The sequence below is a fragment of the Streptomyces roseifaciens genome, assembly GCF_001445655.1.
Lineage (GTDB): Bacteria > Actinomycetota > Actinomycetes > Streptomycetales > Streptomycetaceae > Streptomyces > Streptomyces aureoversilis.
Genome location: NZ_LNBE01000003.1, coordinates 1,413,032 through 1,433,861 on the forward strand (window position 1 = coordinate 1,413,032; position 20,830 = coordinate 1,433,861).

The 20,830-nt window shown below is 72.0% G+C and carries 21 protein-coding genes; 10 read left to right on the forward strand and 11 right to left on the reverse strand.

The annotated features are described in order from the left end of the window. The first annotated feature begins 96 nt into the window (after positions 1–96). The 4 genes from AS857_RS11955 to AS857_RS11970 all read left to right on the forward strand — a co-directional run bounded on the left by AS857_RS11955 (position 97) and on the right by AS857_RS11970 (position 4,135). Positions 97–1,395, forward strand: a complete 1,299-nt coding sequence (locus AS857_RS11955) for an MFS transporter (protein WP_058043088.1) — start codon at positions 97–99, stop codon at positions 1,393–1,395. A 47-nt stretch (positions 1,396–1,442) separates the two neighbouring features. Beyond that, the gene (locus tag AS857_RS11960) at positions 1,443–2,054 is read left to right on the forward strand and encodes a PadR family transcriptional regulator (RefSeq protein WP_058043089.1); all 612 of its coding nucleotides are present in this window, start codon (positions 1,443–1,445) and stop codon (positions 2,052–2,054) included. After that, positions 2,035–3,030, forward strand: coding sequence for a glycoside hydrolase family protein (locus AS857_RS11965; protein WP_058043090.1), 996 nt, complete (start codon positions 2,035–2,037; stop codon positions 3,028–3,030). The genes AS857_RS11960 and AS857_RS11965 overlap by 20 nt, the downstream gene beginning before the upstream one ends. A 70-nt stretch (positions 3,031–3,100) precedes the next feature. Next, the gene (locus AS857_RS11970; protein ID WP_058043091.1) at positions 3,101–4,135 is read left to right on the forward strand and encodes a cation diffusion facilitator family transporter; all 1,035 of its coding nucleotides are present in this window, start codon (positions 3,101–3,103) and stop codon (positions 4,133–4,135) included. 78 nt (positions 4,136–4,213) lie between these two features. Here AS857_RS11970 and AS857_RS11975 read toward each other — a convergent pair whose 3' ends face one another. The 3 genes from AS857_RS11975 to AS857_RS11985 all read right to left on the reverse strand — a co-directional run bounded on the left by AS857_RS11975 (position 4,214) and on the right by AS857_RS11985 (position 6,759). Beyond that, the gene (locus tag AS857_RS11975; protein ID WP_058043092.1) at positions 4,214–5,155 is read right to left on the reverse strand and encodes an amidohydrolase family protein; all 942 of its coding nucleotides are present in this window, start codon (positions 5,153–5,155) and stop codon (positions 4,214–4,216) included. Between the two features lie 199 nt (positions 5,156–5,354). Then, positions 5,355–5,741 carry a peptidase inhibitor family I36 protein gene (locus tag AS857_RS11980; RefSeq protein ID WP_058043093.1) on the reverse strand — a complete coding sequence of 129 codons (387 nt, stop codon included), beginning with the start codon at positions 5,739–5,741 and terminating at the stop codon, positions 5,355–5,357. Positions 5,742–5,835: 94 nt separating this feature from the next. Continuing rightward, entirely contained in the window at positions 5,836–6,759 is a 924-nt protein-coding gene (locus tag AS857_RS11985; RefSeq protein ID WP_058043094.1) for a CPBP family intramembrane glutamic endopeptidase, read from the reverse strand. A gap of 163 nt (positions 6,760–6,922) precedes the next feature. Between AS857_RS11985 and AS857_RS11990 the strand changes: the two genes are divergently transcribed. Both AS857_RS11990 and AS857_RS11995 read left to right on the forward strand, forming a co-directional pair. Beyond that, on the forward strand, positions 6,923–8,209 hold the full coding sequence (locus tag AS857_RS11990; protein WP_079110433.1) for a sensor histidine kinase: 1,287 nt from the start codon (positions 6,923–6,925) through the stop codon (positions 8,207–8,209). Beyond that, positions 8,206–8,940: a response regulator transcription factor gene (locus AS857_RS11995; protein ID WP_058043095.1), complete on the forward strand. Its 735-nt coding sequence runs from the start codon at positions 8,206–8,208 to the stop codon at positions 8,938–8,940. The genes AS857_RS11990 and AS857_RS11995 overlap by 4 nt, the downstream gene beginning before the upstream one ends. 62 nt (positions 8,941–9,002) lie before the next feature. Here AS857_RS11995 and AS857_RS12000 read toward each other — a convergent pair whose 3' ends face one another. Next, positions 9,003–10,307 (reverse strand): phosphatase PAP2 family protein, encoded by a 1,305-nt coding sequence (locus tag AS857_RS12000; protein WP_058044091.1) that lies wholly within the window; start codon positions 10,305–10,307, stop codon positions 9,003–9,005. A 309-nt stretch (positions 10,308–10,616) separates the two neighbouring features. On the opposite strand from AS857_RS12000, the gene AS857_RS12005 reads away from it, so the two are divergent. After that, positions 10,617–11,189, forward strand: coding sequence for a GNAT family N-acetyltransferase (locus tag AS857_RS12005; protein ID WP_058043096.1), 573 nt, complete (start codon positions 10,617–10,619; stop codon positions 11,187–11,189). Between the two features lie 262 nt (positions 11,190–11,451). On the opposite strand, the gene AS857_RS12010 is transcribed toward AS857_RS12005, so the two are convergent. Beyond that, positions 11,452–11,862, reverse strand: a complete 411-nt coding sequence (locus AS857_RS12010; RefSeq protein WP_058043097.1) for an organic hydroperoxide resistance protein — start codon at positions 11,860–11,862, stop codon at positions 11,452–11,454. Positions 11,863–11,983: 121 nt separating this feature from the next. Here AS857_RS12010 and AS857_RS12015 point away from each other — a divergent pair, with 121 nt between their 5' ends. Next, positions 11,984–12,466 carry a MarR family winged helix-turn-helix transcriptional regulator gene (locus AS857_RS12015; RefSeq protein ID WP_058043098.1) on the forward strand — a complete coding sequence of 161 codons (483 nt, stop codon included), beginning with the start codon at positions 11,984–11,986 and terminating at the stop codon, positions 12,464–12,466. A 25-nt stretch (positions 12,467–12,491) separates the two neighbouring features. Here the strand turns inward: AS857_RS12015 and AS857_RS12020 are convergent, their stop codons facing one another. Next, entirely contained in the window at positions 12,492–12,998 is a 507-nt protein-coding gene (locus AS857_RS12020; protein ID WP_058043099.1) for an EF-hand domain-containing protein, read from the reverse strand. A 190-nt stretch (positions 12,999–13,188) separates the two neighbouring features. Between AS857_RS12020 and AS857_RS12025 the strand changes: the two genes are divergently transcribed. Beyond that, entirely contained in the window at positions 13,189–13,671 is a 483-nt protein-coding gene (locus AS857_RS12025) for a hypothetical protein (RefSeq protein ID WP_058043100.1), read from the forward strand. Here AS857_RS12025 and AS857_RS12030 read toward each other — a convergent pair. The 4 genes from AS857_RS12030 to AS857_RS12045 all read right to left on the reverse strand — a co-directional run bounded on the left by AS857_RS12030 (position 13,655) and on the right by AS857_RS12045 (position 17,778). Next, positions 13,655–14,122, reverse strand: coding sequence for a PPOX class F420-dependent oxidoreductase (locus AS857_RS12030; protein ID WP_058043101.1), 468 nt, complete (start codon positions 14,120–14,122; stop codon positions 13,655–13,657). The genes AS857_RS12025 and AS857_RS12030 overlap by 17 nt on opposite strands. A gap of 109 nt (positions 14,123–14,231) precedes the next feature. Beyond that, a complete protein-coding gene (locus tag AS857_RS12035) occupies positions 14,232–16,235 on the reverse strand; it encodes a caspase family protein (protein ID WP_058043102.1) in 2,004 nt (667 codons plus the stop codon). Then, on the reverse strand, positions 16,232–16,687 hold the full coding sequence (locus tag AS857_RS12040) for a hypothetical protein (RefSeq protein WP_063804232.1): 456 nt from the start codon (positions 16,685–16,687) through the stop codon (positions 16,232–16,234). The genes AS857_RS12035 and AS857_RS12040 overlap by 4 nt, the downstream gene beginning before the upstream one ends. 185 nt (positions 16,688–16,872) lie before the next feature. Beyond that, positions 16,873–17,778, reverse strand: a complete 906-nt coding sequence (locus AS857_RS12045; RefSeq protein ID WP_058044092.1) for a LysR family transcriptional regulator — start codon at positions 17,776–17,778, stop codon at positions 16,873–16,875. Between the two features lie 360 nt (positions 17,779–18,138). On the opposite strand from AS857_RS12045, the gene AS857_RS12050 reads away from it, so the two are divergent. After that, positions 18,139–19,374 carry an MFS transporter gene (locus AS857_RS12050; protein ID WP_245699790.1) on the forward strand — a complete coding sequence of 412 codons (1,236 nt, stop codon included), beginning with the start codon at positions 18,139–18,141 and terminating at the stop codon, positions 19,372–19,374. Between the two features lie 206 nt (positions 19,375–19,580). On the opposite strand, the gene AS857_RS12055 is transcribed toward AS857_RS12050, so the two are convergent. Next, on the reverse strand, positions 19,581–20,702 hold the full coding sequence (locus AS857_RS12055) for a barstar family protein (protein WP_058043104.1): 1,122 nt from the start codon (positions 20,700–20,702) through the stop codon (positions 19,581–19,583). Positions 20,703–20,830 lie beyond the last annotated feature (128 nt).

Below are 20,830 nucleotides of genomic sequence, written 5' to 3' on the forward strand. Positions count from 1 at the left end.
AGGGGTGCGGGAATGGGGTGCTGGACGCTGCCCGGACACCGGCCCGGACGCCCCGGCGAATCGGCAGAGTTACGCAGGTTACGCAGAGGGCTCTATGTGTTCTCCGCGCTGAACGACTTCGTCCCGCTCGTCCCCGTGGTCGCCCTGCGCTTCTCGGACGCGGGCCTGGGCCCCGTCGAAGTCTCCTCGCTGTTCGGTCTGCTGGCCGTCTCGGCGCTGCTCCTGGAAGTGCCCTCGGGAGCCTGGGCGGACGTCGCCTCGCGCCGGATGCTGCTCGCCCTCGGCGCCGTCCTGCGCGCCGGCTGCTTCGTCCTGTGGGCGCTGGCCCCGTCCTACCCCGCCTTCGTCGCCGGAGTGCTGCTCTGGGGCGCCTGCCACGCCCTCACCTCGGGCACGCTGGAAGCCCTCGTCTACGACGAACTCTCCGCCAGGGCCTCGGCCGCGAGCTATCCACGGCTGCTGGGACGCTCCCGCGTCGGCGCCCTGGCCTCCAACGTGCTCGCCACGCTCGTGGCCGCCCCGCTGCTTGCCGTCGGGCACTACGTCCTGGTGGAAGCCCTCAGCGCGGCGGTCTGCGCGGCCACGGCCGGGGCCGCGCTGTGTCTGCCGGAGGCGCGCGACGCACGGCGCGGGCGCCCTGCCGCCGAGGGGCGCCTTGCCGGTGACGGACACCTCGCCGCCGACGGTTGCTCCGTCACCGATGGCAGGGCAGCCACCGGCGCCCGCCCGTCCGAACCCGCCGTCGCACGCTACCTCGCGATGCTCCGCGCAGGGCTGGCCGAGGTCCGCGGCGACCCGGCGGTGCGCCGGGCGGCCGCGGTGGCCGCCGTCCTCCCCGCGGTCCTCGTCATCGACGAGTACCTTCCCCTGCTGGTGCGTTCGACGGGCATCTCCACGGCCTTCGTACCACTGCTGGTGATCCTCGCCGTGGTGGGCAAGGCGCTGGGCGGCTGGCTCGCCGGACCGCTGGCCGGGCTGCGCGCCTCGCGGCTGGCCGCCGCCCTCGCGGCCGCCGCGGTGCTGCTCGCGGCGGGCTCCCTGGGGCGGCACCCGCTGGGCATCCTGCCCGTGGCCCTGTGCCTGGGAACCGTCCAGCTGGCCATCGTGCTGTCGCAGGCCCGCCTCCAGGACGCGGTCCGCTCCGACGCGCGCGCCACGGTCACGTCGCTGGCGGGGCTGGGCACCGACGCCGTGGCCATCGCCTTCTACGTCGCCTACGGCGTGGGCTCGTTGTGGGGGAACGTCTCCGTGGTCATCGCCGGTTTCGCCGCCGTCCCGCTGCTGCTCGCCCTGGTCGTGCCGCGCTGGCTCCCCGAGCCGGGCATCGCGACGGGTCCGGGCCGGCGAGAGCCTGCCGCGGTGAGGGCGGAGGCGGAGGCCGTGGACCCGGGCTGAGCCGCCCGGGGCTTCCCAATGGTCTATTTAGACCATAGTCTTCGATCATGCCGCGCCGCGTCCTCGACAACCCGATCGTGCTCGCCGTGCTGGGACTCCTGCTGGAGCAGCCCTCGCACCCGTACCAGATGCTCGCCGAGCTGCGCACGCGCAGCGACAACCACGCAGCCGCGGTCAACCGGGGCTCGCTCTACAACGTCGTCGCCGCCCTGACCGAAGCCGGCTGGGCGACGGTGCAGGGGCAGCAACGGTCCGGCAACCGCCCGGAGAAGACCGTCTACGCCCTCACCCAGGCCGGTTACGAGGAGCTCGTACGACGCCTGGACGCCCACATCCGCCACCCGGAACGGGAGTTCTCCCGGTTCCTGGGCGCGGTCGCCCACCTCGGCGCCCTCGGCCCGGGCGGCGCCGTGGACGCCCTCTCGGAACGGGCCCGGCGCCTCCAGGAGCGCACGGCGGCCGACGAGGAACGCCTCGCGGAAGCCCGCAAGGCCGGCGTGCCCCGGCTGCACGTCATCGAAGCCGAATACGCGATCGGCCTCGCCCGCTCCGAGACGGCGTGGATCGAGGCCGTCATCGACGACATCCGCACCGGCGCCCTGACATGGCCCGCCGAGAGCGAAGGGAACCGAACCACCGATGCCCACGAAAACGTGTGACGGACTCGTCTTCGGGATCTACCCGGGCGGAGTCACCGGTGACGACACCGGACACCTGGCCGACGGCCCGCCCGACGACCCGGCCCGCATAGCGACCGCACTCGACCTCCTCCAAGGCCGCCCCGACCGCCCCTTCCTGGTGCGCGCCTACACCGCCTTCGACGACACCACCCGCCCCGGCGGGCCGCACGCGACGGCGGCACCGGCCGCTGCCGAGCAGTACGCGGTACGGGGCCGCCGCCTCGACCTGGTGGCGCAGTACCGGTCCGCAGCCGGAAACGTCGACGGCTACTGCGCGTTCCTGCGCGACCTGGTCGACCAGTACGGCGCGGTCACGGACACCCTGCAGGTGACGGAAGAGCCGAACGTCACCACGGTCCCCACGCTCGACGGCTTCTACCCCCGGGTGAACGAGGCGATCGCCCGCGGAGTCTCCGCCGCCAAGGCGCGAGCACGGGAACTCGGGCACGCCCACCTGCGCGTCGGCTTCAACACCACCCCCCTCTTCGGCCCCGCCGCCTCCTTCGTCGCCGACCTGACCGACCACGGAAAGGCGGACTTCGCCGGCGACCTGGACTACGTGGGCCTGGACTTCTTCCCCGACGTCTTCCGGCCCGTCGCCGCCCCCGACCTCGCCGCCGCCACCGAGGGACTGCTGCGCCACCACCGGGACGCCGTACTGGCACCCGCCGGCCTGGCGCACCTGCCCCTGCACATCACCGAGCACGGCTGGCCCACCGGCCCCGACCGCCCCCCGCACCGCCAGGCCGACGTGGTCGAGACCGTCGTACGGACCGTCGCGGCCCACGCGGACGAGCTACGGATCCGCGCCTACGCCCACTTCGCGCTGCGCGACGCCGACAGCGCCGTTCCCGGCCTGTTCCATCAATTCGGCCTCACCGCCGACGACTACACCCCCAAACCGGCCTTCGACGCGATGCGGGCACTCGTCGCGGAGCTGAGCGCACCTGCATAGCCATCGCACCTGGTCACGGGACGTATGACGGTTGTAGCCGCAATCGGATCAGCGTGCCATCGTGGGTGCCATGGACGGGAACCGGCACGGGCACGGGCACCGACATGGGCACGGGGAGGGCCATGGGGACGGGCATGGGCACAGGCTCGGCCACTTCCTCACCCCGCACCGCCATGAGGCCGTGGACAAGGTCGACGCGGCGATGGAGGCCTCCCGGGAGGGCATGCGCACGCTGTGGCTGTCGCTCGGGATCCTGGGGGCGACGACGGTCGTCCAAGCGGTGGTCACGGCACTCTCCGGATCGGTGGCACTGCTCGGCGACACCCTCCACAACGCCGCCGACGCACTGACCGCCGTACCGCTGGGCATCGCGTTCGTGCTCGGGCGACGGGCCGCCAACCGCCGCTACACCTACGGGTACGGTCGCGCCGAGGACCTCGCAGGCGTCGCGGTCCTCGTGACCATGGCGGCCTCGTGCGCCCTCGCGGCGTACGAGGCCGTCGACCGGCTCCTGCACCCCCGCGACGTCACGCACCTGTGGGCCGTGGCCCTGGCCGCGTTGGCCGGCTTCATGGGCAACGAGTGCGTGGCCCGCTACCGCATCCGCACCGGCCGGCGGATCGGCTCCGCGGCCCTGGTCGCCGACGGCCTGCACGCCCGCACCGACGGATTCACCTCCCTGGCCGTCCTCCTCGGCGCCGGCGGCGCCGCCCTCGGCTGGCGCCTCGCCGACCCCCTCGTCGGCCTGCTCATCACCGCCGCGATCCTCCTCGTCCTCAAGGACGCCGCCCGGGAGGTCGGCCGCCGCCTGATGGACTCCGTCGAGCCGGAACTCGTCGACAGCGCCGAGAACGCCCTGCGCGGCGTGGACGGCGTGCGCGACCTCGGGCAGGTGCGCATCCGCTGGGTCGGGCACTCCCTGCGCGCCGAGGCCGACATCGTCGTCGACCCCCACCTGACCGTCGTCCAGGCCCACCGCCTGGCCGTCGCGGCCGAACACGCCCTGATCCACGCCGTACCCCGGCTGACCGCCGTGACCGTGCACACCGACCACACCCCCGTGGGCGGCGACCCGCACGCGCCGCTCGCCCACCACGGTGTCTGACACGACCGGTGACCGACGGCGGCGGTGGCGAATGACGGGCGAACCGTCACCGCCGGCATGGGAACAACTGGTGGCCGCTCACAAGGTGATCAGCTGGGTGACGTTCTCTTCGAGGATCGCGGTCGCCTGGGCGTCGGGCAGGCCCGAGTACCGGATGTAGCCGGTGGCGGCCAGGAACTGCTCGCCGGCCTGGTAGGGGAAGTCGGTGCCCAGGACCAGCCGGTCGGCTCCCAGTGACTCCACGGCCGCCCACAGCGCCGGCACGTGCCCGTGTCCCACCGTGTCGTACCACATGCGGCGCGCCGCGAGGCTCGGCCTCTCCGGGATGTCCGGCGCCTCCCAGAGGTACTGGTCGTCCGCCCGGGCCAGCACCATGGGAAGCGCTCCGCCCAGGTGCGAGATCACGATCTTCAGCCGGGGGTAGCGGCTGGGGACGCCTGCCAGGATCAGGTGCATCGCCGCGACGGTGTCCTCGACGGGGGCGCCGATCGTCCACGTCAGACGGTGGCCGGCGATCAGCGGCGACTCGGCTCCGGTTCCCGCGGGGTGTACGTAGAGGACGCTGCCGCGCCGGTCCAGTTCCGCGAAGACCGGCTCGAACGCCGGGTCCGCCACCGAGCGGCCCAGGACAGACGTCGTCGTGCACGCCCCCGCCATGTTCAGCTCGTCGAGCGCTCGCGCCAGCTCCTCCAGCGCGGCGTCCGTGTGCGGGAACGGCAGCGCGGCGAACGCCCGGAACCGGTCCGGCCAGCGCTGCACCACATCCGCGTAGAGGTCGTTGGCCGTACGGGCGGCACGTACGGCGTGCTCACGGTCGGTGAAGTGCGGTGACTGAGGCGTGACCGACAACACCTGGAGCGTGATGCCCGCCGCGTCCATCAGGTCGAAGCGCGCCTCCATGTCCGCGTCTGAGACGTCCGCACCGAGGCCGCGCTGCGTTGCGGTGTCGGCCTTGCCGTACCCCTGGAGCAGATCGAGGTAGGCGTCCGTCCATGCATGCGCGTGGATGTCGATCGCCATGGCGGCCCTCTCATGAAACTCAAGAAGCCCCTGGCCCCACCCGACCACCGTAGGCGCATTTCACGTGAACGGCGATCGGTGGCGATCGGTGGCGGTCGATGGCGATCGGTCTCGATCGGGGGGGGGAGAGAGAGCCGCGAGCCGGTGGCTGGGGTCAGCCACCGGCTCCGTCGTTCCGGGCGGTCGGCGGGGCGGGGTTCTACTGGTTCTTGAAGGAACGGATCTGGTAGCTGCCCTGCAGGTTGCCGCCGGAGCCGGCGTTCGTGGATCCGACGCGCTTGTTGTGGTTGGTGCCGGTGTAGTACTGCACCCGGTGCCCCGTTCCGTTCCATACGGAGCGCACGTTCTGGCCCCGCTGGATGAAGGAACAGTCGTCGGCGGTGTTCGCCTTGCTGTCCTGCGACCACTGGCAGCGGGTGCCGCCGCCGTTCCAGCCGCTGTAGATGCAGAAGTGTCCGGGGGCGCAGTTGAAGGCCGCGGCCAGCGGGGCGGGGGCGGCGGGGGCTGCGGCGGACACGGAGGGTACGGCGCCGAAGGCGGCCACCAGGGCGGCCGCTGCGACGGCGAACGAGTGGATGCGACGCATGGCAGGAGCTCCTCTTCATCGTCGGCTGTACGGAACGCCGAGCCGTACCGGGCAGCCTCGAAGGACGGGGGTGAGCGGGTGGCCGGGCCACCGGTCAGTCCAACGAGGCGTCCGTGGCCGGGAAACGGGTCGGCCGGACGGCCGGCTGCCGGCCCTGCCCCGGCATGCCGCCGTCGCGGGGCCGCAGCTTCCCCCGCAGGGCCAGCACGGCACAGACGACGGCCATCGGGGCGGTCATCAGGAGGGTGACCGGTGTGACCTCCAGGCCCGCACCCTCGGACAGGAGGATGCCCGAGACGAGGGAGAGGACCATGTTGTTCCCGGCGTGGGCGAGGCTGACGACCCAGACGCTGCCGCTGCGTACGTACAGCCATACCAGGAGCGCCTCCTGGAACTGGAAGGAAACCGTCCAGGCCAGCAGGCCGATGAGGACGCCGGGGAATTCGATGTAGCCGGTGAACGCCAGCGGGTAGTGCCAGGACGCCCAGATGAGTCCCGTGAGGGCGGTGGCCTTCGCGGACCGGCCGGGGGAGAGGCGGGGGCGCAGATAGCTGGTCCAGCCGAATTCCTCCCCGCCGTAGATCGGCGTCAGGAGCGGCAGGACGAGCATGAGCACCACGACGAATGCCCACACCGGCATGCCACCGGCGAATTCCTGGAGCGGGGCGAAGTCCGGGGTCCACAACCCCAGTGCCGCCGCCAGCCCCATGGTGGCCGCCGTCAGCGCCAAGGGGCCGAGCCAGGCCACCAGGTAATAGGGCCATGCACTCCGCAGACGCAGGCGCAGGCCGGAATCGGCGAAGCCCTCCTTGGTGACCCAGCGGCGCACCACGGTCGCCGCTATGGCCGGCATGACGCCGAAAGGCAGCTGCACCAGCGGATTCTCCAGCGACAGGCCGCATGCGAAACGGGCCGTGAAGACGTAGGCCCAGCTGGCCCCGAAGCAGATGACGAGGAACGCCGCCACCCCCTTCCTTCTCGTCCCGCCGGATTCCGGCAGCAACGTCTTCGATGCCATGAATGCACCCCCGCTTTCCCGATGTTGCGATGTCGTCTGCAGTGCCCGGCAACCTTCGCCGGGCAGGGGCGGCCGGCACATCCCGGTAGCGGGGGAATCCGCATCTGGCTCTTGCGGGGGAGGTTTCGGGTGAGACGCGGGTGCGATACTCCGCGGCGTGCGCATGCTCATACCTCCGCGTTTCACCGCGGATTCCCGGAAAGCCTGGCTCTCCAGCCGGCTCTCAAGCCGGCTCTCAAGCCGGCTTTACGCGCTGCTCGGTGCCGCCGTCGGCCTGCTGCCGCTCGCGGTGGCCGTACCGGCAGTTGCGGCGACGGCAGCCGGCTGGCCGGGACCCGCCCGCGCGGTTCTCCTCCTGGTGCTCTGGGCGGCGCTGTGTGCAGCCGCGGGCCGTTCGCGCTTCGCCCGGTCCGCATCCGTACGGCTCGCCAACCGCTTGCTCGGTACGGCTCTTCCGGCACCCGCCCCCGACCGGCCGCACCGCCTGCGTACGGGAGCGTGGCTGATCCTGCACGCGCTGCTGGGCGGGGCGTCCGTCGCCGTCTCCTGCCTCCTCCTGATGGCGGCCGTCGCCCTGCCCGCCGTCTGGCTCAGGGGCGGGGACCGGATCACCTTGCTCCTGCCGGTGGACGTGGCCGGTGGCGGGTCAGGAGCATGGACGCTGCCGGCCGCCGCCCTGCTCCTTGCCCTCGCCTACTGTGCGGGCACGGGCACGAGCGCCCTCTTCAGGCGGCTGGCTTCCCCTCTGCTCGGTCCGCTTCCGGCCGAACGGCTCGCCGCGCTCGAAGGGCAGGTGCGCGTGCTGGCGCAACGGAACAGGCTCGCCCAGGAGTTGCACGACTCCATCGGCCACACCCTGACCGCCTCCACCATCCAGGCCGCCGTCGCCAAGGAGCTCATGGGCACCGACCCCGACGCCGCCCGCCGCGCCCTCACCGGCCTGGAGGAGGCCTCCCGCGCGGCCATGGACGACCTCGACCACGTCCTCGGCATCCTCCGCGAGGGCCGGGCCCCGACGTCGCCGCCGTTCTCCCTGACCGACCTGCACGCCCTGGTGGACCGGGTGCGCCGGACCGGGACGGACGTCGACACCGACATCACCGGCGACCTGGCGGCCGTACCGGCGACCGTGTCCCGGGAGGCGTACCGGATCGTCCAGGAGGGCCTCACCAACGCGCTGCGCCACGGGGGGCGGCCGACGCCGATCGGCTTGCGGGTGGCGGCCGCGGGAGGGTGGCTGGAGTTGGAGGTGGCCAACCGGATCAACCGGATCGCCCCTTCGATGACTCACCCGCTCGCCGACCGTGCCCGCCGCCGCAGGAGCGGACAGGGTGTCACCGGCATCACCGACCGCGTGCACCTGCTCCGCGGCGAGGTCTCCGTAGGCCCCGACGCCTCCGGAACCGGCTGGCTGCTCGCCGTCCGCATCCCGCTACGGTCGACGCCATGACCACGACCACGACTACGAACGCTGCCACCGCCACGGCCACCGCCGCCACCGCCGCCGTCACCGTCCTCGTCGCCGACGACGAGGAACTCACCCGCACCGGCCTGCGCACCCTGCTGTCCGCCCGGCCGGGCCTCGACGTGATCGGCGAGGCCGCCGACGGCACCCAGGCCCTGGCCCTCGCCACCGAACTCCGGCCCGACGTCGTGCTGATGGACGTACGCATGCCCGGCATCGACGGAATCGAGGCGACCCGCCGCCTGCAGGCCGCCCTCCCCGAGCCGCCCAAGGTCGTGGTGATCACCACCTTCGAGAACGACGAGTACGTCTACGACGCCCTGCGCGCCGGTGCGAGCGGCTTCGTCCTCAAGAGGGCTTCCTCGGAGCAGATCGCCCACGCCATACGCCTGGTCGCCACGACGGACTCCGTCCTCTTCCCGGACGCCGTCCGCAGACTCGTCGCAGCGCGGCCCGCGCCACCGGCCCGCCCCGCGCGCGGCGTCCCCGCGCTCACGGGCCGCGAGGTCGAGATCCTCCGCCTCATGGCGACGGGCCTGTCCAACCCGGACATCGCCGGCCGCCTCGTCGTCAGCCTGGAGACCGTCAAGACCCACGTGAGCAACCTGCTGGCCAAGCTGGGCGCCCGCAACCGCACGCAGGCCGTGATCCTCGCCTACGAGTACGGGTTCGTCGTGCCCGGTGCGGGAATCCCCTTGGGCGTCACGGCTTACTAGAGATTGTCCGACGGGGCCGTAGCTCGCATGGTCGGCTCGCATCGTCGGACAAGTCTCATGACTCAAACCAGTTCGGGTTGCGGTTCCGGCTGCGGCACCGGCGCGGCCTTCGGTGCTCGTTCCCACAGTTTGGTGGTCCGCACGTAGCCGTAGATCACTGAGGCCATCGCCAGGATGACGAGCGGTCCGAACACCCACGGATGCTCGGCCATCTCCATCGGCAGATAGCGGTAGGAGACCAGGAGCGCAGCGAAGACGACCGTGCCGTGGGCGACCTGCTGGATTCCTGCCCGGTCCCAGCCACGGTCCTGCGAGCGCAGCGCCGCCTCGATCGTGAGCGCGAACACCACACCGGCAACGAGATCCACGCCGTAGTGGTAGCCGAAGCCCAGCGTCGCGCCGAGCGTGGCGATCAGCCAGAACGCGCCTGCGAAGCGCAGAAGCCTCGGGCCCTTGCGGGAATGGATGAAGATCGCGGTAGCCCACGCCGTGTGGAGGCTGGGCATGCAGTTGCGAGGGGTGATCCCGTCGTACGGCACCGGGTGCGGGGTGGTGATCGGCACCGGCGTGTGCGGCCACAGGTTGGCCGCCGCCCACTCCACGCCGCCGGTGCCGGAGGTGCCCGGGCCGTAGGCGAAGATCGGCCCGACCACCGGGAAGGTCATGTAGATGGCCGGCCCGAGGAGGCCGATGACCAGAAAAGTGCGCACCAGATGATGGCTCGGGAAGCGGCGCTCGGCCGCCACGTTGCGCAGCTGGTACAGCGCGACGACGATCGCGGCCACCGCGAGCTGGGCGTAGACCAGGTCGAGAAGATGGGTGGGGATCGGGCCGGCGGCCTTGAGGATCCGGCCTGCCAGCCACGACGGGTTGCCCAGTGCGTGATCGGCGGTCGCCAGGTACGGGTCGAGCACCTCAGGGCGGGTCTTCGCCGTGATGAGCAGCCAGGTGTCGCCGGTCTTGCGGCCGGCCACCAGCAGCAGGCCCAGGCCGACGGCCTGCAGCAGCAGGACGCGTTCCCGGCCGGTGCGGCGCGTGACGGCGATGACCGCACAACCCAGCATCACCCACAACGCGCCGTTGCCGAAGAAGTGGCCGTCGGGAGTCTCGGCGTCGGCCGCCCACCGCGCCAGCACGAAGACGATGTCGATGCCGATCGCGGCGCCGGCCGCGATGAACCGTTCCCGCCAGGTGAGCGCCACCATCATCAACGCCAGACCGCCGTACAGCGGCCCCGGTTTGGGGGCGAATATCACCTCTCTCGCCTGGGCGGTCAGCGGCCCCGGCTGGCCGGTGAAGCGACGCGCGGCGATCTCCAGCGTGATGAGGAATCCGAGGGTCACCACACCCGCCGTGGCCCACAGGATCGCCCGTGGCTGACGCCACGCGGCGAACGTAGTTCTGCAGCTTATTCGCGAAAACACCCGGCGATACTATAGGTATCGATCGTTTGACTGATTTGTGGGGTTTTGTTTAAAGGGGTCATACTTCGTGCTGGATGGTGTTGTTCACCAGCGGACGGGCATCGCCAGCAGCCCTCCTCCGGGGAGCCGGTCCGTGCGTATCCGGTCACGGCCCGGACCAGGCCGCCGCCGGGCAGGCGCATCCGTCGCATCCCAGGGGAAACCGGAAACTCGATTGCCGCTCCGATTCCGCCGTGGGTAGCGTCACCGCCCGTGACACCGACACCGACACCGACACCGACACCGAACCCGGCACCGGCACCGGCTCTGCGCACCGAACGCCTCCTCCTGACCCCCTACGCACCCGAGGACGAAGAGGCCTTCCTCGCCCTCTTCCAGGACCCGCAGGTGTCGCGCTGGATGGGTGACGGCCCCTCCAGCGAGGAGGACGACCGGGCTCTCTTCGGGCGGATCTTCACCAAGGTCTACGCCCGGAACCTGTTCGACGTCTGGGCCGTGCGCCGTCCGGACGGGCGCTTGATCGGGCACGCGGAGATCAAGCCGACCGAAGAGGTCCGGGGTCACGAGATCATTTACGCCCTTGCGCCCGAGGCGTGGGGTTCCGGCCTCGGGACCGAGGTGGCGGAGGCGCTCGTCGCCCACGGCTTCGGCACGCTCGGGCTGACCGAGGTCCATGCCACGGTCGCCGAACCGAACAAGGCCTCGCTGGCCGTACTGGAGCGGCTCGGTTTCGAGCACGTACGGGACATCGCGGAGGACGACGGCAGCACCACGTGCGTGCTGACGCGCTGCTCCGGTGGGGTGGCAATGCGCGCCGGACGGTGATCGTCGGCCGACCCTGAGGTCATGGCCTTCGGCAAGACCCCGTCAGGGGACCGGCCCGATGACGTTCCCCGGCCGGGCGTGCCCGCCGAGGCGAGCCCCGGGAGGCGCTACGAGCAGGCGCATGCCTGGGCGGCCGCTGCCACGACCATGCAGGGTGCCGGGCAATACATGTTCCACGACTTTCGCGACGATGTAGGGCGGCTACACGGTCGAGCACGCGGAGCTGCCGCCGGTGCCGAAGCACTGATCCCGCCGTTGCCCGTTACTCGACGACGAGCTCGACGGGGATGTTGCCGCGGGTGGCCTTGGAGTACGGGCAGACCTGGTGGGCCTGCTCGACCAGGCGGGTGCCCGTCTCGCCCGCGAGGCTGTCCGGGAGCTCGACGCGGAGGACGACGGAGAGGCCGAAGCCGGAGTCGTCCTTGCCGATGGAGACCTCGGCGGCGACCGAGACGTCCTTGGTGTCGACCTTCGCCTCGCGGCCGACCAGGCCGAGGGCGCTGGCGAAGCAGGCCGCGTAGCCGGCGGCGAAGAGCTGCTCGGGGTTCGTGCCGGCGCCGTTGCCGCCGAGCGGGGCGGGCATGGCCAGCGCGAGGTCGAGCTGCCCGTCCGAGCTCACGGCACGGCCTTCGCGGCCGTTGGCGGTGGCGACGGCGGTGTAGAGCGCATCCATGGGAGGTCCCTTCGATTGGTTCGGGCTGGGGGCGGTGGCTGGTCGGCCGCCGCACAGGAGTAATGGTTGCACACGATTAAGTTGTGCGCAATTGAATGGGGGTGCGGGATACCCTGGGGGCATGACCACTCCGCCGCCCTTCCCCCTCCCGGACGACGCGGAGCTGCTCCGCCTCGATCACCAGATCTGCTTCTCGCTGAACGCCGCGGCGCGGGCCTTCGGCGGCGTCTACCGCGACGCCCTCAAAGATCTCGGCCTGACCTATCCGCAGTACCTGGCCATGCTCGTCCTCTGGGAAGAGCCCGACCCCCAGCCCGTCAAGGCCATCGGCGAACGGCTGCGGCTCGACTCCGGCACGCTCTCCCCGCTGCTCAAGCGGCTGGAGGCGGCCGGCCTGGTGGCACGCGAGCGCAGTGCGGAGGACGAGCGCTCGGTCGTGGTCCGGCTCACGGAGGCGGGCGAAGCACTGCGAGAGCGCGCGCTGTCCGTGCCCCGCCGGATCGTCACCGCGACGGGGCTGTCGCTCGAGGAGGCCCTCACCCTGCGGGCGCTGCTGGAGAGGCTCACCGGGAACCTCGACGCGGCGCAGGGCGGGGGCCGGTAGCGGGGCCGGCGATGAGTGGGCCGGCTCAGCTCGTGTAGAAGCGCTTCACCGCCTTCAGGAACTCCTTGGGGCTGAGCCGCCCGCTGCCGTCGGCGTCGAGCTCTGCGAAGTACGACCGGGCCTCCGCTTCCGACATGCACAGGAAGTCCGCGGCCCGGAGGAACTCGCCCTCGTCGAGCGAGCCGTCGTCGTCGCGATCGAGCAGATCGAAGAGCGTCCGGCACACGTCCCCCTTGCCGGGGCGGTCCGCGGAGCGGAAGCCGGGGGAGGTGCGGGCGGCGATGTACTCGTCGGCCGTCAGGACGCCGTCGCCGTCGCCGTCACCGAGGGACAGCAGGAACTTCCACTGGGTCTCGTTGGCGTCCAGGAGAGCCCGCCCCTTCGCTGACTCCTCCGGGATGCCGAGCTCGGCGAGCAGCCTGTGGGGCGCCCGCAGGAAGTCGCTCCGGTCGACGGCTCCGTCGCCGTCCGCGTCCATGCGCTGGAACTCCTGGGCGGGGGCGAGCTGGGCGTTCTTGATGATGTCGGTCATGCTCCGAGAGCGTGCCAGTGCGGCCTGCACGGACCGGCGAGCCTTCGGTGGCGTTCCCTCTCACGGGTGAACACACCCGCCGACTGCGGCCGTCCGCCCTGCACTCACCGCGTCATGAATCCAGGAGAGGTGACCGCTCCGACGCTGCAGGTATCCGTCAGAGGGCCGTAGCTCTAGGCATGATGAGGGTATGGGCAACAGCGAGAGCGCGTCTTTCATACTGCCGCGGGGTGCGACGGGGTTCTTCCGGTCTGCGGAAGGCCCGCTTCCCGATACCGATTTGCGGGGATTCCGCACCGCTCTGTATGAGGCAGCCCGCCTCGCGGGTGGGACAGTCGGCGAGGTGGAGGAGCGGGCCTACCCTCGCACGTTCCATTCCGCGTCGATCCTCGACGGCACAGGCGAGGGCGAGACCGTCGTTCTCTGCCACGCCCATCACCCCTGGATCGCGTTCGCCCAGGAGCGCAGGGATTGGTACGACCAGGAGTTCCTCGCGCCGCCGCCGTGGGCCCACGTATTCGCTCACGCGGGGTTCGTGGTTCTCGAACGCGAGCAGCTTGTTGCGCCGCTCTCCGCCGTGGACACTTCCGCGCTCACCAAGAGTGAGTGGCGCGATGTCCGTTACTACGGCATCACCGCGCTGGGCGGCCTGCTGTTCAACGCATGGGACTGACGGGCGGCGACGCGCCATCTGCTCCCGGTGCGCCGGGCGGCAATGGCTCGACGCCCTTCACGCGGTGAATGCGGGACGGCTCGATCAGGACGACGACGCGCTGTTCGCCCGGGACGCCCCACTCGAATCGCTCGGTGCCCACGTAACGACGCGCCAGCCGGTCCATGTTCCGGTCCGCTTCCGGGCCCTCCACGAAGTGGACGGCGCGGCCGCGGATCTGTACGCGGTCGTAGGCGTCCGCCGGGTCCGCGTGGGAGAGGCACACGCGCGGCTCGCGGCGGAGGTTGCGTTCCTTGATCCGTCCGATGGACGTGTTGAACAGCAGCAAGTCCCCTTCGAGCCCCAGCCACATGGGGCTCACGTGCGGCGAGCCGTCGGGGTTGACCGTGGCGACGTACCAGATGTGCGGCGCTTCGATCCTCGCGCGGATGTCGTTCGGTATCGCGACCATGGGGTGGTCCTGCCCCGGCGTGAGGCAGGTGATGCTTCCTGTCGCCCGCCTGCAAGCTCACCCGAGCCGCTGCTGCCACGGGGCGCCCCGGCGACGATAACGGGCCGACTCAGGCGTAAATCCTCGCGACGAGGTACACGAGGAGGATCAGGACGGCCAGGACCAGCGACGGGATGGCGATGCATTTGGCCGTCCGCGTGAGGACTCTGGTGGCGTGGGCCGGGCCTTCCGCGTAGTTCGTTTCCGACGCTGCCGACGATCCGAGGCTGTTCCGGGCGACCGATACGACGACCAGCGCCAGTATTGCCGTGATCAGGGAGATGATGAGCGGTTCCATCATCCCGGCACGGACGACTCCCACCTCAAGGGACGCCCCGGGGATGTACACCCGGGTCTCCACTGCATCGATCGCCGCCACCGCGGCCAGGACGAGCGTGATCAGTGAGGCGACGGACAGGCCAAGGGAGACGGCCGCCAGGGCGGGGGCGCGTTGGGTGCGGGCAGGGGTTGTTTGTGGGGTGGGACGCTGCGTGGGGCGCTGCGCAGGGCGGTGCGTTGCTCGTGGGGCGGGGCCTGCAGCAGCGGCGGCGGCTGTTGCTGGGGGTCCGGCCGTTGGGGGCGGCTTGCGGGGCGGCGCGGGCGTGCTCGGTTCGTGCGTGCTTGGTTTGTGGGCGACCGGCTCCCGCCTGCCCGGCGCCTGCCTGCCCGGCGTTTGTGCGACCGGGGTGCGCGTCGGTATCGGCCGGTGGGCCGCAGGCGGTGGCGGGACCGGCGGTCGTACGCGGGCGGGTGGTGGCTTGCCCGCCGCCGGCACCACCGCCGTCGGACCCTCCGGGGACACCGGCGCCCGCCCCTCGGCCGCCGGCAGGACCTCCGCCTCCACGTGGACCAGCCCTTCCCCGACGGCGCCCTTGAGCACGATGTCACCGCTGAGACGTCCCGGCCCCGCGGAGGTGTCGACGCTGATGTCGAGCCCGTCGGGGGTCTCCGCGGCCCGTAGCCAGTCCGTCTTGGGGTGCGCGGCGCAACTGCGGGCCAGCGGCGGCCCGAGGAGCCGCACCTGCTGGTGTGGCGGCGGCGCACCCCGCCGCACCGGGCCGAAGTCCAGCCGGGTCGGGTACGGGTTGACGGTCACCTCGCTCAGGGCGCGGCCGGCTTCGTCGGCCACGGCCCGGATGTCCTTGCGCGCGATCTCCGCCAGGGCCTCGCGGGCTCCCACGGCGACGGACAGGTCGGGGTTCTCCATGCGGGCCCGCAGTTCGGCGATGGCCCCGCGGCGGGTGTAGATGTCGGGGCTGCGCATCGCGGCCTGTACGTCGTCCGGAACGGGGGAGGGGGCGATCCGCCGCCGTTGGCTGCGCGCCAGGTACAGGTCTCCCTGCATGTCGACGCTGCGGCTGGGGGTCTGGTTCGGGTTCTCCTGCCGTACGCGGTCGAAGACGTACTCGTACAGCTCGTCGAGGGAGATCCGGCCGTCCTCGTCCAGGTCGGCCTCTCCGGTGGCGAGGCCGGAGACGAGCGCGCTGGTGAACACCGAGGGCCGCGGGCCGGCCGTCTGCGTGAGCTCGGCGCCTTCGAAGGCGTACTCCATGGAGTTGGAGGCGGTGATGACGGCCCAGCCGCGCCCGCCGCCGAGCTTCTCGCCCGCGAAGGACTCCAGGACGTTGACGTCGCCGGCGGCGCGGGCGACCGCGCCCTGGGGGAAGGCGCCGCCGTAGCAGCAGTCCAGGAAGAGGGCGATGCTGCGGGCGCGGGTGCAGGACATGCAGAGGCGTACGAAGTCGGCCGGCACGGCGGTGGAGGCCAGGCGCCGGGGCAGCGTGTTGCTGGCCGCGAAGTACAGTTCGCCGGACTCGCTCTTGAGCCCGTGGCAGGAGAAGTGGACCACGAGGGTGTCGCCCGGCCGCCGGTCGGCGAAGAAGTCGTCGAGTCGCATGGAGATGGCGTGCGAAGGCTCGTTCCGCACGATCTGGACGTCGAATCCGCCGATCCGCGGATCGCCAAGGACGTCCGCCAGCGCCTCGGCGTCCTGGGCCGGGGACATCAGCTGTCGGAGTCCTTGGTCCTGGTAGCTGTCGTTGGCGATGATCAGCGCGTACCGGGACTCCGTCATGGCGGCACCTCGCCCTTCGGCACCTCGCCCGTCGGCACCTCAGCGGGCGACGCTGCTCCGGACGGCGCCGCACCGGGGGAGTGGCGGCGGACGAAGAGGTCGAAGGCCTCGGTGACCTGCTCCGGTGTCGCCTCGGAGACCTCCAGGACGTCGTCGCCGAGGGCCAGCCGCATCGAAGGCCGGGAATCCCGGCAGCGGCCCCACCACTCTCTCACGACGCCGACGACCTCGCGCAGCGCCGTGGCGGACGTTCCCAAGGTCACCAGCAGGGCTCCCACCTGGGTGACGTCCACGGCCCGCGCGCCCGGCGGCACCTCTGCGTCGGCCGGGAGGGACGTCACGTCGTCCACGTCGAGCTGGAGCAGCTCCCGGCGGAGGTAGCCGGTCAGCTTCTCGACGTGCTCGGCTTCCGTCCCCTCCTCGGACAGGAGGATCTGCAGTCGGTTCTCCACCGTATTCGCCCCTTCATCCGCCCCTTCGCGCCCAGTCGCGCGTCCTCGCGCTCACAGCTCACAGGGGCGACGCGGAGTCGGACCGCGGTGGCTCCACGTGCCTCACTTCCAGTCTGTGATCCCTCCTACCCCGCCGCAACCAGGGTCCGTGACCAGGGCACACACGACGGACGCCGACGTGTCCCTCACGCGCTGATCCGTGGCCCCATTTCCCGTGCCAGCGCCAGGGCCAGCGCGCGGAAGATCTGCACCTCGGGGTTGCGGTCCCGGGCGCGAACGGCCAGGTAGCTGCTCTCGTGAGGGGCGTCGAGCACCGGGACGAAGACCGCGCCCGGCCATGCGTAGTAGCGGGCGAACGACTTCAGCCCGGAGCCGGCCGCGCGCCCGGTGACCACGCCGGTGAGGACCTCCTGCGGCGTCAGCGCCACGTGCGGGCTGCGGCGCCGGGCCGCGCAGTCGAAGTACAGGTAGTCGGTGAAGGTGCGGGGCGTGTGGCCGGGGACCGTGAAGAACGGCAGGTCGGCGATGTCCGCGAGCAGGGCGCCGGTGTCACGGGCGTCCGCCAGCGGCGACGACTCCGGTACCGCCACGATGCGCTGCTCGGTCGTCATGGCGTCCGCGGTGATCCGCTCGTCGGCCGGGGTGGGCCGGACGAAGGCGACGTCCACGCGGTCCTCGACGAGCGCGGAGACGTGCTCGGTGAAGTCGAGCTGCCGCAGCTCGACGGGGACGTGGGGGCGGGCCCGCCGGAAGGCGTTGATCGAGGCGGGAGTCAGCTCCGCCGAGCCGTGGCCCATGATGCCTACGCGGAGCGGTCGTTCGGCGGCGGGCGCGGCCTGAGCGGCCTCGGCCACGTCGTCGAGCGCGGCGTTCGCGGCGGCGAGCAGCGTACGGGCGTGGCCGGCCAGCCGCTCGCCGGCGGGCGTGGGGGAGACGGGGTTGCGGTGGAGCAGGCGCGTGCCGAGGTCGCTCTCCAGCCGCCGGACGTGCTGGGTGACGGCGGGCGGGGAGAGGAAGAGCCGTGCGGCTGCCCGCGCGAAGTGTCCTTCCTCGACCACCGCCAGGAAGGACGCCAGCAGACGGAGATCCATGACGGCCACGATAGACACCTCCGCCGCCCGGTTCGCATGTGTATTCACAAATCGTGAATGCGGGCGGCGGGGGCGGGGCGGAGGCCCGTAGGACTGGCGGACGTGAGTATTCCTGTCGAGCACACCGCCCCTGACGCCGCTGGTGCCGTTGGCACCCCTGAGGCAACCGCTGGTCCCCCCGGTACCCCTGGCGCCGTTGGCATCCCCGGCGACCCCGGTGGTTCCGTTGCCCTCCCGCCCACCGACCCCGCCGGGACGAGCCCGCCGCCCCGGCACCGCGCACGGGCGCGGGCGGGTGGGATGCGCACCGGCCGGCCGCGCACCGGCCGGCCGCGGTCCAGGTGGATGCGGTCCGGGTGGATGCGAACGGGCTGGATGATGACGGCCTCCGGCTGGAGCGCCAACCAGTTCTCCGCCCTGCTGGGTGCCTACCGCTCCGAGCTCGGCCTGTCCGAGTCCGCGGTCACCGGCCTGTTCGCGCTGTACGTCGTCGGCCTGATCCCGGGCCTGCTGATCGGCGGACCGCTGGCCGACCGGCGCGGGCGCCGGCCGGTGGCGCTGACCGCCCTCGCCGTCAACCTGCTCTCCACCTGCCTCTTGATGGCCGGTTCGGCCGCCACGGCGTGGCTGCTGCCCGGCCGCTTCCTGACCGGCATCAGCGCCGGCGCTCTGCTGGCCGCCGGAAGCGCCTGGGTCAAGGAGCTGTCCTGCCCGCCCTACGCTCCGGAAGGGGTACCGGGGGCGGCGGCCCGGCGCCCGGGCCTGTTCGTCTCGGCGGGCTTCGCCTCGGGTGGCCTGGTGGCCGCGCTGATCGCCCAGTGGCTGCCGTACCCGATGGCGACGGCCTACGTTCCCCATGTCGTCCTGGCGGCACTCGCCTGGGCGATCGCGTACCGGGCACCGGAGACCCGCCGGCCGGCTGCGCGGGACGGGCGGGCTGCAGCGGCCGGTCACGGGGCTGATGCCGCCGCCCCTGATGGCGCCGTCGACTGGTCCCGCTTCCGCCGTGCCGTACTGCCCCTGGCCCCCTGGGTCTTTGCCGCCCCGGCCATCGGCTTCGCCACCCTGCCCGGGCTGGTCGACGACGGACTGACCGGCTGGCGCACCGTCTACGCGGGCATCGCCACCGCCGTCGTCCCCGGCTGCGGCCTGCTCGTCCAGCCCCTGGCCCGCCGCCTGGCCGTACGGAACCGCTTCGCCACCGCGTCGGCCGGGCTCGGCGCGATCACCGTAGGGCTCGCCCTCGCCGTCCCTGCGGCGGCGGCAGCGCAGCCGGCTCTCGCACTCGTCGCGGCGGCCGTCCTGGGGGCCGGTTACGGTTTCGCGCTGTCCTTCGGGCTGACCGAGGCGGCCGCGGCCGCACCGCCGGCGCGGCTGGCCATGGTGACGTCGCTGTTCTGGACGGCGGCCTACCTCGGCATGCTCGTTCCGTACGCCCTCGCCCTGCTCTCCCGCTGGTGGAGCATGCCCGTACTCCTCGCTGCGGGAGCCGTACTGGCGGCAGTGACCTGCGGTGTGTTCGCTGCCGTCGGTGGGCGCCGCAACGCACCCGCCGCACTCCACCGCACGGCGGAGCCGGACCGCCCTCGCGCGTGATCCCTAACGTGGCGAGCAGGCGGAAGAGTGATCGCATGGCAGCGAGCGTGAGCGCAACACCCGAAGTTCCCGGTGTGTCTCCGTCGTGGTGTGGTCCAGCCCTGGGGCGAGGTCGTGCCCTCTGTGGGGGCCGTTGGCGCCGGCCGTGACGTACGCCTGCCACCGGCGCCGCCGGGCCGGCTGCTGAAAGGCCCGGCGGCCCGGGATCAGGCCAGGGTGACGTGCATCCCGCCCTCGGCGAGGGAGTCGAGGACTTCGGCGAACAGGTCGTAGGGCCGGCCGTCCGGCGTGAGGGCGTGGGACAGGTGCTCGCGCGCGGTCGCGGCGTCGCGCCAGAGCAGGGTTGCCGGGGCCGTGTAGCCGAAGGTGCCGCGCAGGCAGTCGTCGAGGGCGCTCAGGCAACCACCGAAGTAGCCGCCCGGCCCGTTCACCGCCTCGCCCAGCGCGAGGTAGAGGCCCGGGTCGTCGGTGATGTGCCGGCCGTCGAGCTCGTATGCGTGGTGGGCCGGCCGGTCCTGACGCTTGAGTCGGCAGCCTCGTTCCCGGACGATGTCCAGCCATGCCAGGCGTTGCCGGCTGTCGAGGCCGACCCAGGCGCCGGGGCTGTTCGGCGGCCCGGCGAGCCACCGGTCCCGGATCGGCCGGGCGTGTTCCGGGATGGGCGGGTAGAGGCTGCTGCAGTCCAGCTCCAGGTCGATCAGATCCGTTCCGAGGGCGGACGGCCGCCAATCGCGAACGGTGGGCCACAGCAGCCGATCAGTGAGTGGCTCACCCCGGTCGTCCCGTATCTCCAGGGCGGTCTCGTCCAGATCCAGTGCCCGCCGAGTCCCTGTCGCCAGTACCCGCCGCAGTTCTTCCCCCGCTGCGAGCCCGCGCAGGACGAGCAGGGGCGCCGCTTGCTCGGGTGTCAGGACGCGGGTGAACTCCCGGCAGGAACCCAGCCACCGGTGCCCGTCGTGCACCCGGACGGTGCCCCGGTAGCCCTCCGGCGGGCCCTCGTAGTCGTCCTGGCCGGTGAGCACCAGACCGTTCGCCCCGGGGCGCCGACCGGGGCTCTCCACGTCAAGGCGCTCCACGTCTTCGAGGAGCCAGGCGTCAAGCTCCTCGTCCTCCGGCACCAGCCACACCCTGTTGCCGACCCAGTCGCGTACCTCGGGTCCCTCCGGAACCCAGCCGAACAGTTCGTACGTCCCGCGCTGGAACTCCCCGAACAGGCCCTCCACCTCGTCACAGGTGCCCCAGACGTGGCCGTGCTCGGTATCGGTCAATGTGTAGCGCGCCCACCCGCGGCCGTTCGCATCGTCATCCTCATACACGGTCGGAATCATGCCCTGACCAGCGGCGGACGATGAAGGTGGGCCTTCGGCGGCGGTCGTTGCCGCGCCGCCGAGCGCCGGGCTCGTCGGCACCAACGGCACCGGCAAGTCCACTCTGCTGCGGCTGAAGCCGGAGACGC